The sequence below is a fragment of the Microcoleus asticus IPMA8 genome, from assembly GCF_013179805.1.
Taxonomy (GTDB): Bacteria; Cyanobacteriota; Cyanobacteriia; order Cyanobacteriales; family Microcoleaceae; genus Microcoleus; species Microcoleus asticus.
Genome location: NZ_SRRZ01000100.1, coordinates 1 through 18,650 on the forward strand (window position 1 = coordinate 1; position 18,650 = coordinate 18,650).

The 18,650-nt window shown below is 43.9% G+C and carries 8 protein-coding genes and 1 pseudogene; all 9 read right to left on the minus strand.

Annotated elements, in window-relative coordinates:
* Positions 1-161: 161 nt before the first annotated feature.
* Positions 162-5,879, minus strand: coding sequence for an nSTAND1 domain-containing NTPase (locus E5S67_RS23025; RefSeq protein ID WP_172190695.1), 5,718 nt, complete (start codon positions 5,877-5,879; stop codon positions 162-164).
* A 126-nt stretch (positions 5,880-6,005) separates the two neighbouring features.
* Complete coding sequence (locus tag E5S67_RS23030; RefSeq protein ID WP_246276943.1) at positions 6,006-8,051, minus strand: pentapeptide repeat-containing protein; 2,046 nt, start codon at positions 8,049-8,051, stop codon at positions 6,006-6,008.
* A gap of 123 nt (positions 8,052-8,174) precedes the next feature.
* A pseudogene (locus tag E5S67_RS34855) lies at positions 8,175-8,306 on the minus strand (pentapeptide repeat-containing protein); the annotation flags it as partial.
* A gap of 34 nt (positions 8,307-8,340) precedes the next feature.
* Positions 8,341-10,188 carry a HEAT repeat domain-containing protein gene (locus E5S67_RS23035; RefSeq protein ID WP_172190696.1) on the minus strand — a complete coding sequence of 616 codons (1,848 nt, stop codon included), beginning with the start codon at positions 10,186-10,188 and terminating at the stop codon, positions 8,341-8,343.
* 78 nt (positions 10,189-10,266) lie between these two features.
* Positions 10,267-10,932 (minus strand): CHAT domain-containing protein, encoded by a 666-nt coding sequence (locus E5S67_RS23040; protein ID WP_216670659.1) that lies wholly within the window; start codon positions 10,930-10,932, stop codon positions 10,267-10,269.
* A gap of 539 nt (positions 10,933-11,471) precedes the next feature.
* Positions 11,472-12,920 (minus strand): tetratricopeptide repeat protein, encoded by a 1,449-nt coding sequence (locus tag E5S67_RS23045; protein ID WP_172190697.1) that lies wholly within the window; start codon positions 12,918-12,920, stop codon positions 11,472-11,474.
* An 85-nt stretch (positions 12,921-13,005) separates the two neighbouring features.
* Entirely contained in the window at positions 13,006-15,612 is a 2,607-nt protein-coding gene (locus E5S67_RS23050; protein ID WP_172190698.1) for a CHAT domain-containing protein, read from the minus strand.
* A 44-nt stretch (positions 15,613-15,656) separates the two neighbouring features.
* Complete coding sequence (locus E5S67_RS23055; RefSeq protein ID WP_172190699.1) at positions 15,657-16,937, minus strand: CHAT domain-containing protein; 1,281 nt, start codon at positions 16,935-16,937, stop codon at positions 15,657-15,659.
* A gap of 262 nt (positions 16,938-17,199) precedes the next feature.
* Positions 17,200-18,633: a lipase/acyltransferase domain-containing protein gene (locus E5S67_RS23060; protein WP_172190700.1), complete on the minus strand. Its 1,434-nt coding sequence runs from the start codon at positions 18,631-18,633 to the stop codon at positions 17,200-17,202.
* Between the last annotated feature and the right edge of the window lie 17 nt (positions 18,634-18,650).

Sequence of the window (18,650 nt, forward strand, 5' to 3'; positions counted from 1 at the left end):
CTTAGTAGTGTAGATTTTCAGATCTGAAGTCTATTTATTTTCAACTCACCTTTGCTGAGTCTTTTCTTGCTGCCTAGTCTAAACTCCAGTATCGAAAGCTATTGCACCCTGCAATAGCACCGGAGAACTGATTTAATTAGATTAGACTGGCTGAGTTTGGGCTACTGACCCAATAGCGTCTGAATCTCTTCAGGGGTGAACGGATTTTCTCCAGCGCGGAGGGCATCAATCCAGCGCTGCCGTTGCAATTTCTCTTCCTCATTGTTAGTCGAAGCAATGAATGCCTGAAACTCTTCAATCGCTCCTTCAGTATTGCCAGTTAACGCCCTGGCAAGTCCTCGACTATCTCGCCAACTTCCATTTTCAGGTTCAAGTTCCACGGCTTTTTCACAAGCAGCCATGACGTTAGGGTTAGTAGCTTGTCCGTGCAGACTACCAAACCAGCAAAGGGAATTCCAAGATGCAGCAGAAATTTTCAGAGTTGGGTCAAATGTTTGGGCTTCTGCGTAAGCTGTAATCGCTTCCTCAAGCTTACCCTCTCGTAGCAGTTCCTTACCCTTTTCAATCAGAGTGGGTGCTGCTGCTAATCGTTTTGCTTCTATCTCTGGAACCAAATCTAAATTAGCATCTAGCTTTAAGGCTTGATTAAAGCTAGCAATTGCTCCCTCAATATTACCATCTCGTGCAAAGGATTTGCCTTGGAAAACTAGATTAGGAACTGCTATCTCTTTTGCTTTAATTTGAGGATTAAAATCTAGATCATTATTCCAAGCCAATGCTTTTTGAAATTTAACAACTGCACCTTCAAAATCACCTGTTCTTGCTAATTCTTCTCCTTGCCTAACCCAAGTAAAAGCTGCTTTCTTTTTGCTAGTTAAATTTTGACATATGGGTAATCGGTTTAGGTCATCAGGATGAACAGCCAGATATTCTTCAAGCCAATGACATCCCTCTTTAATGAGATTGCTAATTGTTAGATCCCAGACAAGAACCTGGATATTTTCTTTAGTGTTCCCATGACCTCGAATACTCTGCGTACCATCAGAACCCAATGCCGCAATTTTTTGACCATCTGGGCTGAAACTTACGCTATAGAACCTTTTGATCCGTGGCTCTATGAAAGTTTGCCATAATGTTCCATCTCGTCGCCAAAGTTTAATAGTGCCGTCATTGCTGGCAGATGCAATCATTTCTCCATCTGGGCTGAAGCTGACACTATTAACTGCATCACCATGAGTCGTTAAAGAACCGAGTAAGGTTCCGTCCAAATTCCATAATCTTACAGTGCGGTCACGGCTAGCAGATGCAATCATTTTTCCATCCGGACTGAAACTTGCGCTATAGACCTCATTGCCGTGACCTGAGAAAGTACTGAGTAAAGTCCCGTTCAACTCCCATAATTTCACGGTGCGATCGCTGCTAGCCGAGAGAATTAACTTCCCGTTTGGGCTGAAACCAACACTATTAACGGAATCTCGGTGGTCTGAGAGGATATGGAGTAAAGTTCCGTCCGACTTTCTCCATAGTCTTACAGTGTGATCGCTTCCAGCGGATGCAATTAACTCTCCATTTGGGCTGAAACTAATGTCATTGATCGAGGTGCTTTGACCATCGCTATGTCCCTTACATTTGAAGGCTGAAATTTCTTTTCCATCAAGCCCCCAGAGTTTAATGCCATCATATTCACCTGTGATAAGAATATTATTATCAGGGCTAAAATTCATAGTATTAGCAAAAGAAATTGTGCGAGTCTGATCTTCTTGATCGATCTCGTCTGCTAGTTCTGCTCTAGAAGTCGGCTTTAGAAATACACCCGATGTATCAACTAATGCAATTAGTTGCCCATCTGGACTGAACCTTACACGCATTAAACTTTGATCCCATGCTCCCTTAGGTCCATCAAGACTATATAGGAAAATGGGTTTAGGTTCTCTTAGATGCCATAATTTTACTTGACCATCATAACTAGCAGAAATAATCGTCTTTCCATCTGGACTAAAACTTACGCTGCTGACTGTACCAATGTGCCCTTCGAGGGTATGAAGTAAAACTCCTTCAAAGTTCCATAGCCTTACAACGCCATCGCGATGAGCGGTAACAATCATCTGGTCAGCAGGTTTAAAGCTCACATCGGAAATTCCATCATTCAGGCTTAGAGTTTTGAGCAGATTACCTTTACAATCCCAGAATTTAATTACACCATCTACACTAGCCGAGATGATATTTTTTCCATCTGGACTGAATTTTACGCTACTATTAAATGTCCACTGCCAGTCATACCTACCTGTCTCTTGAGGAGTTCTAGTTGACCAAGATTCGTGTAAAGTACCATCAAGAAGATTCCAATGCATTATTGTGTGACCAACAGTGTAAGCAATAGTCTTGCCATCAGGACTAAAGCTTATACTTCCCATAGAAAACTCTAAATCCTCGTATTCATAACCCAGATCAGGGCGCTGTTGCATTTCCTGATAAGCTAACCAGAGTTTTAGTAAGTCAGAATCTGTTGCATTTTGCTCTTTCACAAGGGGGTTAATTGAATAGGGATATCGCCATGTTTGCTCAATGCTTTCAAGTTGTGAGGAATTGGGTTCCCAAGGAGTCTTTAAAGTCTTTAAGAGGTTGCAGTGCTTATCTAAGAGTTGAATTCCCTTGTTACCTAAGCTAACAGCAATTAGGTTACTATCTGGACTAAAACTGATTGCGTTGTCTAATACTGTAGCTTGCTCCTTAATTTCTACGGAGCCTAATAACTTACCATCTCTACGCCATGATTTGATAATATGAGCTCCACTGGAGATAATCATCTCACCGTCTGGACTAAAATTAACAATGACGCCAGGACGCGCAACCCATCGTAATGTTCCAGCGCGGTCGAATCTGAACATTGAAATTTTGTCGAAATCTGTGTTGCTATCTCTATGCTGAAGAACATGCAATAGGGTTCCATCACGTTTCCAGAGTTTAACTGTACCGTCATGACCTCCAGAAGCGATGAAGTCTCCGTCACGGCTAAAGCTGGCATTCCTGATACGGTTACCATGATTTAGACGATTTGATTCCCGTATACCATCAACCAAGCGTCGTAGTTTTGTGACGACTTGCATCTCTGTATCAGCGTCTAGAGTATTACTTGCCTGTAATTGTTGTACTCTTTCTCCATTCTCGATTCCCTTTATTAAAGCATCTATTTCCAAGCGAGAATTCCAAAGATTATCTACGGCTAGATTTTGTGCACTGATTGCAGCATTAATAGTTCGCCTTTCTGCTTCTTGTCGGCGTTCTTCAGAAATCCGTAGATCCTCTTCCAATTTCTTAATCCGGTCTTGCCTTTCCTTAATACTGCGTGTGACAAACTCTGTTTCTAATTGGTTGAGCCAGTTATCCGTCTTTGACTCAAGCACCTTCTCTAACTTAGCGAGACGTTCAACTTCTTCAATCCAAAGCATTCCTCTGCCTTGTTTCCAGTCAAGGGCAGCAGGAGTCAAACGTTGTTGCAATGCGAGATCTTCCTGTTGTTTCTTAATCCATTCCTGCAACTTATCCCAACCTCGCACTAGGAAATCGTGAGCTGGCTCCACATAAGGCTCCCCTGTCTCTTGCCCTTTTACCAGCAAACGAGCTTTCACCAATCGATCGCTCACCTGTGCCACACGCTTGTTCTCTTCTGCATCTGGATACACCAGTTCAAACTCCGGCACCCGTCGCCGTGCCACTCCTCCCCCTTCAATCGTCACCATCCGCAGCATTACCCGTCGCATCGTGGCTTGGTGTGCCTTGCCTGATTCTTCGCCAAACTCTTTAACGAGATTTTCATACTCTTCTGTGGCTCGACGGGTTAACGCTCCCGCAACTCCACCAAGTTGGTTATAATCTTCGATTCGCAAAGCGCGATCGCTACTGTTTGGATCTATCCACCGCTTAGTTAGTTTGATGTAGAGTTCACTGAGGGTAAATGAGAGCAATGGCAATGCTCCTGGCATTTGCCCCACTTCATCAATGAGTTTTCCCACTAAGTCCGGTGGCTCAAAATATAGCGCTTGTTTCCGTGCAGGCTGTTCGATTGCGTCTCGCAACTCATCGGAATTCATCGCTCGAACTGGAAACCGTCCCTTTCTCCAATGCGCCTTCAATGACGAATCCAAAAATCGCGGTTCAAAATCAGACCGCAGTGTTACCAGAATATGCAATCGGTGACGATGACTTGCTAAAGTCATTCTGAGCATGGATAGGAATTGCTGCCACTCCTTCTGGTCAGAGTCACTTTTTCCTTGATGTTCTTGAGCCATCGTGATCAGTTCTTCAAACTGGTCAATTATCAGTAGAAGCTTGATATTAGGATTAGTTTGACTCCAGCTTGCAATTACCTGTGTTAAATAGCGAGGGTCTTTTTGTACATCACTAGCTAACCTAGCTACTTTTTTTTGAATAGTATTTTTTAGATTAGTTAATTCTTCAGACGGGCATAGTTCTTGCAATTGTTTAAAATAATCCATAACCAACAATAGCTTGGCTTCTGGAGTAGAGTTATTCCAAGAGTCTGCTAATTTAGTAAAAGCTGCGTCTGTTTTTTCTGAATTACTCTGGCTCTGCTGAGCTTCCTGAGAACTATCGCTGTTTGGATTGGGTTCTGTTTTTGGTTTAAATACCTCATCAATAGCTTTAATCTGATTCAGTTGCGATAGCAAGTTAGCATCTTCAAGCGGTAAAATTATCCGTGCTAAAGCCGTGAAGGGAGACTCACCCGGACGCATGGGATCGAGAATGTACCACTTTTGTGATTGTGGATCTTTTTCCTGCTTGTTTCGTAAGTAAGAAATTAGTCCCGCCTTGACTAAACTGGATTTACCTGAACCTGAAACCCCTAAAACAATGGTGAGAGAACGACTGGGTTTTGAAAGGCGATTGCTCAATTCCTCCACCAGTGCTGTACGACCAAAAAATAAGCGGGCGTGTCTTTCTTCAAACGACTCTAACCCACGATAGGGATTATTACTAGCATTTAGAGGCGGTGCAGGAGTGAGATTCTTTTTTGGGTCAAATCCTGGTTTAACGAAAATAAACTCGCCTCGGTCAAATTCATGTCGTAATGACCAAAAGCCTGGGGTTTGCCGTTCGCCCGTACTCCGGTTAACTTCTCGATCCACATAAAAATAAAGTTCCGGTGTAGTAATAACTCCATCTTCAGTTAAGTCGGCATTGAGTTTTTCATCTGTATGCCCTAATCCTTGGAGTAATGCTAAGGCAAAGGGAGAATGATTTGTACCTGGGACGGCTCCTCGTTCATCTGTCACTAAATCTAATGCTTCTTGATCGTGGGCGGCAGATGCTATCACTTGCCAAGCAGGATAACGGATGAAGCGAGCGTAATGTTCTTGGTGAATGCGTTCGTATGGAGAGCCTAGCTTGCGAGTTGCCCAACGAAACATTCCCGCGTAGCAGCAATCTAGAATTACCAGTAAGTGATGGGAGTTAATGGTTTTAAAAACATCATAAAGCTCCTGCATGGGCAGAAAGTTCTCGGATTGGTCATTTCCAGCATTTTGGAGATTGACTTTGGCATTCTGGGGAATGAGATATCCGGCTGGACTACCGTCCTTTCCTTTGCGAGTGATGCCATGTCCAGCGAAATAGAACAGCAGGCGATCGCTCTTTCTTACTTCCTTGGGCAACTTCTCATTTAGTAGCGTTTTAATCGCCTCATAGGTTGCCTGCTCATCATATAACTCCCAAATTTGGGAATACTTATATTCGTCTTTAAGGAGTTGGGCGATCGCTCTACCATCGTTAGCGGCTGTACCAAGTGGCTTAATGCCGTTTTCAGGTCGATAGGCATTAATGCCAATGACAACTGCTAGATTGCGAAATGTTGCTGCCATAATTGTATGTTTTGGTAGTTTAAAATTGAATCATAAAAACCGGATGGTACGGAGGCGATCGCCTGCTTATAAACTCCAGTGGTATTAAATAGATGTTCTGTTCGACTATCCTTGATATTTTGCTAGTTATTCCTTTTTCTTCAGCACGGGCGTGAGAGACTCCGGAATACCTTCTAAATCAATAGCGATACAGCCAAGCTTAAACGCATCCTCAATCGATCGCCCAGCTCCTAAAGCATCATAAAAGCCAACGGCAAACTCAATGGCAGCTCGATTGCCGATCGCCCGATTCATCCCAATAACATAATCAATATGCTGACTAATTACCTCAGCTTGAGTTTCCGAATAGCAAGCATTCAGCAGAACGCACTCGACCTGATCTTTGAAAACATCGAATAGTTTTGCTAAAGCTGCTGTACTGACCATCTGCAACTGTCCTAACTCATTTTCTAGCGCTAGTCCATCGGTAGTTGCTCCGCCAGAGAAATGAACAATTTGTGGCTCATAATCTAGTAAAGCACGTCGGAGATCGTCAGGGCGTACAGCCCACTTCGAGATGATTTCAAATTGATCTCGTTTTTTAGCTCGCTCTAAGCCCGTTTGAATTTCACGAACTTCTGCATCTAAGCGACGTTTATCTATATTTTGAGGATTAGCTGTGAGAATCAGAATTTTCTTTACAGTTTTGTTTTCGTCGCTGTCATCTCCAAAGTTGTAGTATGTTTCTACATAAAATTTCTCGCTTTTCATCGCAGCCATCACCATATTTTCCAGGCCGCGGATTCGTTCATCTTTTTCTGCCATTGCAGCTAGCAGAGATTGTAAATCCCCGTAGGGTAAGGAAGCAATCTCTTGATATTTTTCAATATACTCAGCACTAAGTTTAGATCGATCGGTTTCTTCTGTGACTCTTGCTTGGAGTCGAATCTTTTCTTCACCTACTCCTTGCAATACCACAACCTTTAGTCCGGCTTCGGGGTGTTGTTCGGCTAACTGTTTTAGAGCGATTGCAGCCACACTTGGATCGATGCCTTCGTAATGATAAAAGTCGAGAGTTTTAAACGTGCGACCTAGGACACGGAGATCGACATTTTGAGTTTGATATAGTTCTAACGTTTTGACAATTGGAGCAATAAAGTCAGTAAAATCTCCGGCTCTAAAAATCTCCTTGCGATTGTCGGGCTTGCGACAAGGATCTGGATCGGCTTCGGTTGGCACTTTCATATAAATATAATCGCACTTGACCGCATCTAGATTGGTATCAGTCGAAATTCCCCAGTTTTCAATATAAGCTCCTGTCAAGCCAGCCCCTTTTAGATTGGCTTGGTATAGCTGAGCTTTGGCTAACCGTGCCCCAGCCAAAGTGGCATTTTCTAATGTTGTCCCACTGAGATCTGCTCCATTTAAGTAGGCATCTTGCAAATCCACCTTCTCTAGGTGTAAATCTCTCAAATTGAGATGCTCAAAGTGCTGGTTTTTCCCTTTTTTATTAACGACTAATTGACGGACTTTCTGATTCTGAAGATATGTCCCTTCAGTACGTGCTTTTTCTAAATTTTTAGCTTCAAACCAACACGTCCTCTTAAGGATTGAATCTCTAAAATCTGTACTATTAAGGTTAGCCTCTGTGAAATTTGCAGTGGTTAGATTTGAGCCCCGAAAACGAGTTCCACCGATAGAAGCAATCCAGTTAGCTGGTTTATAGACAAGTAGATACTTGTTATCCCGATCTGATATATTCCATCCAATCCAGAAACTTAAACTTAATAATGCGAGCGTGACTAACGCTACAACTGGTAATGCCTGAACAAGATGTTTTTTACCATTTTCAATTCCCTCCCAACCTCCAGCTAAGCTACCTACTGATGAAGCTATACCATAAATGAACACTGCAATGTTTCCAATAAGTGTTTTTAACACTGCTAGTGCAAATGCTCCAATAATTGCTCCCGCAATTGCTCCGGCGATCGCTATTGATTGTACAAGGGCAGCAGCAGTTGCTTCAGTTGTACCTAGACCGCCCACTAAAATGAGTAAGAATGCAGCAATTAAAGAAAATGCTCCCACAGCAAGTCCAAGTCCTTGCTTATACGTCGCAAAAATAAAACCAGCAAGGAGCGTTAAAGCAACAATACTCGACCAAAAGACTATAGGAGCTTCTTCGATTACCATTAAGCTAGCAACAATTCCGCTAGCATAAGCTGAAACATATCCGGCTAGAGTTGCTAGAAGGATTGACGTGCAGACTATCCCCAGCCTCCAGTGAAAGGTTTGTCCGGCTACCGCATGGCTAAAGTCTGCTCCAATCAGAATTGCTTTGGTAAAATCTGCACCTCGGATATCAGCATGACTAAAGTCTGCACCGGACATTTCTTGTCCTCTGAAGGAATAGCCCTGAAAGTTTTTTTGAGATACATTTTTTGGCATAATTCAAAAGGTGTTACAGAGCCAAACTTTCATCTTAGCCTCCTAGCTTTTTTTTAATCCACTCAAATAGCGCTGGTCCACCATTCTTGGGTGTTCCCATACACAAACCAAGATAAATGTCGAAGAAGTCAGACTCATCGGGACATACTGCTTTGCTAGCTGGAGCTAGATTTGTCTGATTGAAAAACTCCTGGACGTCTACACCTGAATTCTCTAGAGCATAGGCTGCAAGGCGACGAACATCTAAATCTTCGCTTTCGTTATTCATGACAGCGATCAGAGGATTGAGCGTTTCATTTGGCAGTTGACCAATCATGGCTAACCCATAAGCTGCTGCACGTCGTTTTTGTGGCTCCAAATCCATTAAAGCTGAAATCAGAAAAGGAACTGCTGGTAGACCAATTTCTTGAAAACTATTACCTGCGCCTCGGATGCTATTGAGTTTGTGTGAGCGCCATGAAGGATCATCAATTTCACGATTGTCTTCAATTGCTTTCAACAAATAAGTGCTTGTTAGTTTGATTTCACCTAATTTTCCCAAAGTCTTAAAGACTGCAATTTTGAATCCTTTAGGAGTAAAGTCACAGGAATCACCAGTGTTAGGCTCTCTTGCAACTAAGCTTTCTACAAGAACTCTGTACAGAACCGGAATAGTTGGTTTTGCAGCAGTACCCATTTCTCCTAAAGCTGTAACAGCATCTCTACGAAAGTAGAACTCTTCTTGCTCATCCTCAACCACATGAACGAGTTCATCTACAGCTTTCTTTCCAGTTCCAATTGCTCCTAAAGCACTAATCGCTTTCTGTCGTAAAGTGATATCTTCACTTTTATTTTTGACAACTTTAATTAGCTCCGGAACTGCATTGCTTGCCTCGGTTCCAATTGCACCTAAAATCTCGATTACCTTTCCCCGCATCAGTGGATTATTCTTTTTATCTATTAATAAATTAATAAACTTTTGTACACTGACGCTCATCTCTTGTCTCACAGCCCTTGTAATCGTTAGTTGCAGTTCACCGACTGGATCACCTCCATTATAATATGTCCATTCAATCGATTCATTGAATAAATTGTGTATTGATTTCTCGATTGCAGAAACAATTGCTGTTTTGTTCCCATCGCTTGTAAGTAAAGCCAGTGCGGTACTAATCAGTACAAAGCTATTTTGTTCATTTGCGATAATCTCAGTCAATCTAGAGTTTGTATCTTCTGACTTTACTCCAATTGCAGATAACGCTAGGGCTGCACTAACACGACTTTCATTGCTTTTGCGATTTTGTTGTAGAATTTCAACGAGACTATCAGTTATGCCTGAAGTGTCTGGAACAATTTCGGCAAGTGCTAAGGCTGCTTTCTCTCCTAAACGCACTGTAGTTGTCGTTTTGATAGTCTCCAGAAGCCTAGAAACTGCAAACTCTATTTCACCAATCCGTCCTAAAGCTTTAGTAACTTGTACAGCACTGTCCGAATCTTCAAGACTTTTGAGAAGCTTATGTAACCCTGGAATAGCAGATTTTGCCTCTAGACCAATTTCCCCTAGTGCATCAGCCGCACGCCATCGAAGAAACTTGTCTAATTTTTCATCGTCTAGAATGGTAATTAGCTCTGGAACAGCGTCTTTTGCATCTTTGCCAATTCGTTCTAAAGCTCCAACAATAACAGAGCGTTCACTGAAATAGTCAACATTAAAATTATTTGAAGCAGCGAGTTTATTAAGTGCATCCAATACTTCTTTGAACACTGGCACAGATCTAGCCCCACAAAATCCTAACCTAAACACCGCATTGAACCACTCTTTTGAGCCAATGTGAGCTACAATCTGGGCATAGTTTTCAAAGTCTGTCTGAGGACAAGTAGCATTAAGCGGAGGATATGCAACCATAGAAATTTCATCCTTTTAAAATTCGGAGATATATTGTAAGAGCCTTAAAATGAGGCAAAAGATAATTGTTAAGAAACTTTATGCTGAACTAGAATTTGCTTTCTTTCTTAAAACAGGAATTGAATACTCCTGCAACGGCCTTGTTTTTGCTCTCCCAGTAGAATCTACTGAACCTAGTTTTCGATTCAAATCCGAAGATTCAAGAGTATTCCCTTGAATTGCCTGACATCCAGATTCAAAGGCGGCTTCCATCGATTCACCCGTTCCCAAGCCCTTATAGAAACCAACAGAGAAAGCGATCGCCAAATCATCTCGAATCTCTTGACGCATCCCAATCACATAGTTAATGTGTTGAGCGATCGCATCCGCCTGCACTTCAGTATAACAGGCATTCAACAAGACACATTCTACTCGATCTGCAAACAGCTCAAATAGCTTGGACAGTGCTTCCGTGCTGACTAACTTTACGCGCCCTGTCTCATCTTCCAATACCAATCCTACTTGCCCTTCTCCATGTCCACAAAAATGTACAATCTGCGGTTCTACATCCAGTAACGCTCGCTGCACATCTCGCGGACGGGATGCCCATCGTTGCTCTATTTGAAACTTATTGCCAAGGTGCGATCGCCGCAATCCATCATCTATCGCCCGCACTTCCCTGTCTAAGCGTAAGCGTGAGGTACCTTGAGGATTCGCTGCTAAAATCAGAATTTTCTTCATCAACCCAGGGTCAGTTATCTTCATTGCACTATATTGCACAAACCATAGCAGATTTTCCTGGCTGTCTTTCCACCATAGCTGAGAGTAAACTGATTGCAACGGTGAGTTTAACCGACGGCCGATAATCCCAAACGCAATCCACCAATATTTAGTGTGTCCAGTGCCAACGCCAGTTAGACTGCCTCTCCGTCATTAAGACAGCGCTATTAGGTAGAGCAGTTTGTCATTGAAATGGAGGTGTTGAAGTTAATCGGGAGGAGAAACAAGAGGTGAACTTTCAATAATCACAGGAATAATTTCAGAGGGGTGTAGTTCTTCTTTCCCTTGCCGTTCAAAGGCATATAACGCCTCTTTGAATACCCATTTTTACTCTTTAGCAGCCGTAGATGAAAATAACAAAAACAGCTCACATTTATTAATGCGGCGATACAGTTCTTTATCCCAGCCATCACCTGGTCCTAAATTCAGTACACCCTGAAATATCTGATTCAATGCCACTTCCTTTTCAACCAAAAGCGGACAGTATTGAACCCTTCTAATTATTATTGTCTCAACACTAATAATTAGAAAAGCCCCATAAATTTCTTACCTTGCTTTAAAGCTTTCTCCAGATGACTATGAGCATCTGCAAAGTTAGGGTCAATTTCAATAGCTTTACGATAAGCAGTGATTGCCTCCTCTAACTTCCCTTGATTCTGTAAAATAAGTCCCAAGTTGTTGTAAGCATTTGTATAGTTAGGGTCAATTTCAATAGCTTTACGATAAGCAGTGATTGCCTCCTCTAGCTTCCCTTGATTCTGTAAAATAAGTCCCAAATAATTGTAAGCCCATGCAAAGTTAGGGTCAATTTCAATAGCTTTACGATAAGCAGTGATTGCCTCCTCTAACTTCCCTTGATTCTTTAAAGTATTTCCCAAGTTATACTTCTGCTGCGCCAACACTGCTTGATATTCTGCCTTTGCCTTCTCAAGAATCGGTCGAGAAATTTCATTTACCTCTCCATAAGTCAGTTGTAACTCTTGCCTCAGTTGTCCCAGCTCCTGTTCAATTTGTACGCTAAAAGGATAGTGTCCTTCTTCAATCAACCGGATTACCACTTCCTTATATTCATCCCGCGCCTTCTGGAGAGGCGTTTGTTCTTCCGCCAAAATCTGACGCGCCTCATCCGACAAGCCGAGGCTCTTCTGCAACTGGTCTAAGCGAATTTTTTCAAATTCAGTTAGTTTGCGATCGTCCAAAAACTCCCGCACGCGATCGCGGTACTGCTTTACCTTGGAATTTGCCTTCAGGGATGCGTCAATATCCAGTTGAATCTCGGTTCGCTTTTCCTGGGACAATGTTTGATTGGGGCTAGGAATACTAGCACTTAAATTCGACGTTAGCGTTGGCTTCTCCCTGAGAATCGGCTTTTGATGTTCTGGGATGGCTATTTTCGCAACGGCATTCGCCACCCCAAGCTTACGCTCTGTTTCAGACATAGTTGAGCGCACCACCGAACTCCCGGAAATCTCTAGCTGAATTGCATTACAGCCAAAATCATAGGACTGCTTGATTGAACAGGCATACCCCAAGGCGAGGTAAAACCCTTTGGAAAAGGCGATCGCTGCATCATCGCGAATTTCCTGATTCATGCCAATTACATAGTTGATGTGATCGACAATGGCACCTGCTTGCTCTTCTGAGTAACAAGCATTCAGTAACACGCATTCAACACGGCTGGAGAACAGCCGGAATAGGTTGGACAGCGCATCGGTACTTACCCAGTGCTCTCGTCCCATATCACTTTCAAACACCAAACCTTGCTTCCCACTCCCATGCCCGCAGAAATGGACAATCTGCGGTTGATGCTTGTGCAGCAGTTCTTGCAAATCTCCAACCCGTACTGCTAACTCATCCACCACCTCAAACTCTTCTCGATTGCGCGAATTCTCGATCGCTCGTTTTAAGTCCCGAATTTCGCGATCGAGGTTGAGGTCTTTTCGAGGATTGGATGCCAAAATTAGGATCTTCATAGAGATGAATGCATAAGTAGTGATTTAAATTACTCTTTTATATTTAGAGTCTCAGCATAGCCTCTAGGCTAACCCAGATAAAAGCTTATTTTTCTGCCCCCACAACAACAAATGCTGCCCAGTAGCGAGGATGGCTATACTCAGGGTGCGATCGCACAGTTTGCATCGCCTTCTGCAACGCGATCGCCTTATTCCCTGACTGAAGATAATTCTTGTAGAAGGCAACCATGAGTTCCATTGTGGCACTGTCACTCACACTCCACTGACTCACTACAACCGTCCGCGCTCCAGCAACCAAAAAGGCGCGGCTCAATCCCAGCATCCCCTCACCAGTAATACGGCCCAACCCGGTTTGACAAGCGCTCAATACGACTAAATCTGCTGGAAGCGATGACGACTGAATCACCTCTCGTGCAGTCAACAGTCCATTTTCATAGTCCGTTGGTGAAAAGGCGACAAGAGAAGCTAGAGGATCGCTACCATAAGCAATTCCATGCGTTGCCAGATGCACGATATTATGGCTTTGAGCCAGTTGTTTGACGTTGGTTTCAGTGGCTTTGGGACCAATCAGGAGGGTGTATTGCTGTTTGAGATTGAGAAAGAGTTGGACGATGGACTTAACCTCTGCTTCAGCTCCAGGCAAGGGTTGCAGTTCAATCTTAACCCCATCATGGTCGGGAACCATCGGCATAATAGGATTACCGACAGCCAAGATTTTTGAGTTAGCAAGTGGAGTGTAGCAAGGTTCTTGGCGAATCTCATTCAGCGTGTAGGCAGAGGCAGCATAGATAAGAGACCAGCGATCGCCCATCCAAGTCCCATCTGGAAGCTGAAGTGCGGCAAAGGGGACTAGCCACAATGAGCAATGAGGTTCAATTACTACAGGTGTTCCATCCGTTGGCAGCAGATATGCTACTGGGGCAATGAGTTCTGCGTACAGGTCTTGGAGAAGCGTTTCTAATTTAACTACTGGGATGCCTTGTTCGGCTAGTGAAACTGAACCTAACTTACGCTGGTAGTCCTGCAAAAGCAATGATGCAATTCGATACAACCCTGTCTGTATAAGAATTGAGAATGCAATAAACCTTACTTCTGCACCACTACCCTTACGCTCAAGCCCTCGGCTGACTTCATGTACGTTGAGTGCTTTGCGTAGATCAGTAACTCGCTCGGCGATCGCCTCTTCTCCCAATTCAACAACGTGACCCTGTACTCTTCCATCCGGCGTTACTGCAAAGATGGCGGTGCGATCGGAAAGCACATAGAAAACCAATCTCGCTAATGGTGGTAATTTAGGCACTTGCTGCTCTGCGTATGCTTCTAGAACCAAGCCAATCTTGTTGTATTGATTTGAGGCAGTTCCTGATGCAGCTTGAACTGTTGGGTCGTCTAGAGGCTCTACTCGAACTCCGCTTGCTTCTTGCACAACCAAGGAATCTAATTTAGTAGCAGATTCACCTTGACTATTGACAAAGCGAGAATGCTGACGCTTTCGACCTTCCATCAAATCTTGCAACGCCTGTCCTCGTGCATCTTCAGCTACCTCTAAAGCTGCTTTGTAATCCTGACCGCCAGTCTGTGCGAGTTCCAAATGTACGGTTAACAGCTTCTCAAAAACATCTTGTACGTTTTCCAGGAACGCCACCTTTCCCTCATCTGTGCGGAGGTGTTGCTGACGTGACTTAATCAAATCTAAACTCTTCTTAAAGGAGTTGAGCGCTTCACTCAACTCTCTCGCGACGTGCTGACAGCAACCTAATCCCCAATAAGCGTGCCATAATGTATCGTTATCGTGTTCAGCTTCCGCCAGCTCAACTGCTCGTTGATAAGTCTGTTGTGCATCGGTAAACTGCTTTTGCATCAGGTAAAGACTAGCTAAACCCGCATAGGCTCTCCCCATACCAAGTCGATCGTTCGCCTTCTCGTAAAGTTCCAAAGCTTGTTGATAGAGTTCCATCCCCCGATCAATCTGACCTCGATCCCGTGCAATGTTAGCTAATAGGGGGAGTACACGTCGTTTTTCTAGGGGGTCAGGATATTGATCGAGAAGCCGTAGGGCTTGATTTAATTTGACTTCTGCATCGTCTATTTTGCCTTGTCGGCGAGAAATTTCCCCGATGTTAGCGATCGCATAAGCCTTCAGGACTGGATTCGTATTAATCTCAGGACGTTGCAGTGCTTGCTCGTAAGCATTCAATGCGGGTCTTTCCTGGGGTTGTTGCAAGTAAGCATTGCCAATGTCCAGCCAAAGTTTGACCACTAGCGTGGAGTCGTTTTCATCAGATTCAAGCGTTTGGGCTACTTTTGCACTGTATAGATCGGGAACAGGTTCAGGAGCGCTTACAGAGTAAGATTTGTCCTCTTGAGTCAGTAAATTCGCAAAAGATTGAATCAGCCCATTTATAATAAGTTCCAGATTAAAGATTCTATCTTTGTCCAAGGCACGAAGGGCAGATTCATAAGCAATCACTGCATCCTGAATTTCTCCTTGGGCTTGCAATACCTGTCCCTTGCGATTGAGGAGGACGGCGATAAGGCGCGATCGCCCTAATTCTTTAGCGATTTTTATAGCGTTTTCATAGCCTTCAATGGCATTCACATAATGCTTATTTGCTAACGCTATGTTTGCCTGATTCGCTAACGATACAACTTCTCTATAGCGCTCCGTGTCTTGCTCATCTAGTATTTTCATTTTTTTATTAATAATTGGCAGCGGCGAAAGGCTAGCATCCCTCTTCAACGAGGGGTACCGAAAAGAGAGAAAGATGCCCAAATTAACGGGTCGGGGTAGTCGTTCCGCATTTCCAAAGCTGTTTGCCGCAAAGCTTCAGCTACCATCATCTGACGCATATTCCGGACAAGTCTTACCATGAAAACGGCTGTTTCTTCATCTTTGACAGACCACAAACTTACAATGACACGCGGTACGCCTCCCATCTGAAAGCTGCGGGCAACGCCAATCATACCCGCATCGTGGACTCGTCCCAACCCAGTCTGGCAAGCGGACAGAACGGCGACATAGGCATTCTCAAATCTGACATCATGAATCTCTTGCCCAGACCAGATACCATCCGAATTATCTCCTGGCCACAATACAAGGTAGCCCTCGTTCCCGTCAGCAAACCCGTGGGTTGCGATATATATTAGATCCGAATGTTCAGCTTTAGCACAAATTACTTCTTTTGTTGCCTGGGAATCAAGAAGCGCTGGAATTTCTAGCTCTTTGGCAACGGCTTCGACTTCCTTCTTCACCCCAGGTAGTGGGGAAAAATGGTACTTGCCACGTTGCGGGAACTCCGAAAGCCCCGCAACTAAGGGTGACTTAATAGAATACCCTCCCCAAGAGTTCTGGTCGTCAAACAACTGCTCGATGTCGAAAAGACTGGGAGCTATAGAAATAGACATATGCTCAATAATTAGCACCTCTTTGTTGGCGAAAGGCTTGAGCATGGCAAACGGAACCACCCCAAGGGAGTAGACCGGAACAACTATAAGATGCTTAATAGCTTTCAAGGCGGAGGCAATGGGAGGAGCAAACAATATCTTCGATAGTTCGTCAGTGACCTCATCCAAAGATTTTCCAGCTTTTGGCTTGCCAACGGAACCTAGCTTCCGGTAGTCAGGTGCGCGACTTTCTTGCAGCCGTTCCACTCCTAGTGCCGAACGCTGTTCTTGAATACACTGCTCCAATTCCTCAAGATTTATCTTCTTTGAGTGATAAGCCAATAGCCCTGTCTCGTCAATTAACCAAGAATGCAGGTGTGACTCCTCATAGGCGTAAACAAGAACCCCGCTTCCTGGAGCATACCTGAATCGACTAGGGACTTCCCTTCCAGACAAATCATTTGTTTTTCGTCTTAAAACGCTTGCTACGCCAGAACAGGTTACACGAATTTTTCCAGCCTTTACTTCCTTAACTCCCTGCTGATAAGTGGCACGGACAGAATACAGGTCTTCGAGTTCCCGGCGCTGTTTCAGCGCAAACTTCTCAAACAATTCTTCAGCAGCTTTATCCATCGCTTTTACCTCTCAAAGTTTACATAGCCAAGAGACCAACCAAGGTAGTAATCTTCCATCAATGTCAAAATGCTCAAGTGTTTTCTCGGCAATTTCTCCGTAAGCTGATGGTTTTCCTGTTTACTCAAGGTAAAAGAGAGCAACGGCACTGCTTCTGGCATCTGCCGGACTTCATCAATTTGAGCGCCATTTTGCGATCACCTCAGTTCCTCTCGGATTAGATGCCAAGATCAAAATTTGTTTCATGCCAGCTTGCCTACCTCTACCGAACAACCTCAAACAAATCGTGAACTGGAGTTGGAGCCTGAGCGCTTAAGTTTTCTGTTTGCACTCTCACTCGATAAAGTCCCGGTTGCAAGTCATCGATTATCAATTGCCAGTCACGCTCTCGTTCCACAAAGTCAAGATTGACAGCAGGTTGCTCATGGGAAACCGATGTGATTTCGGCTTGAAGTTTTCCAAATGAGATCGCCCCCGTTACTCTTGCCCGAATGCTTACGGGTTCATCGGGTAAATACAAATCATCTAAACTGAGACTGATAGCTGTTTGGGGTGCTCTGACATTTGCTAAATCAAACTGGCTCAATTGTAGACAGTTGAGTAGGTTTTCTAGCACCTGTTTTTGATTTTGCAATGCGCCATGTTGTTCAGCAATGAAGAAGTTATCAAAGTTCTTTGAGCGCTCCATCGGGATAGCCGAAACTTGGGGAACCGTACCGTCACCATCACTTAAGTCAAATCGATTCTGAAGTACCCCTGGCAAATCTTCACTCGCCGTCAGCTTACCGTTTTCTAGAATGGCAGATTGCAAGGTTGGTTGCTGCACGCCAGCGATCGGCACAACAGTAAACGACTCGCGGTACTCCTCAAGTTTGAGATGTTGTTCTACGGCAGCCTGAATTTCGTGATGAAACGCCAGGGCATCTTGCGCTTTATGTTTGTCGATGTTGGGGAGTCCGTCAGCTTCAGCAATACGCTTGTAGGTTTCGCCAACTTTAACTACTTCGTAAATGGGCAGCAGTTGGTAAATGGAAGTGAGCGATCGCATTACCTCTGTGAGATCCAGGAATTGCTGCTTGTAGCCATTTGCCAAAAAATTTACGGCTTTGAGAGAACCGCGATAGGGCGTACCAAAGGTGAATAAGGCACGAGAATCACGCCAACCTTCTAAAACTTCTAGGTAATACCGAGAGATTAAACCTCCCATACTATGAGCCATCAAAATCACTTTAGCGTCGGAAGCTCCACTGGCTTCACGCCAACGTTTTAGCCGCTTGTCGATCAGTTTTTTCAAGATGTGTGCATTAGCCCGATTATCCCGCCGCCAGTCGTAGGGAAACTGGTAGAAGTTGGCGGCTTTATCATCTGGATCGTTATAGATATCGCCTGGAGTAACGTTAAAATTGTCGCTAATCAAGCGTGAAGTTTGAGTGTAACCGTCAATTTTCCAAAATCCCGGAATGAGATGGGTGTCTTGAATCAGTGAAGTTGCTCGAATGCCATCACCTAAGCTTTCGGCGATCGGATCATCTTGACCTAACTTTAGATTGTGGATTGTTTTACTTAACCTAGTTATTACTTGCCAGATCGCCTGCCCTGAGACTGCCCAAAGGTCTTTTCCATCTTTTTGTAAGACGCTTCCCAGAATGCCGGGAAGAATGACGATCATATCTTTCATGGGGGCTTTGTTAGTCATATTGCTTTCCTCTGTTA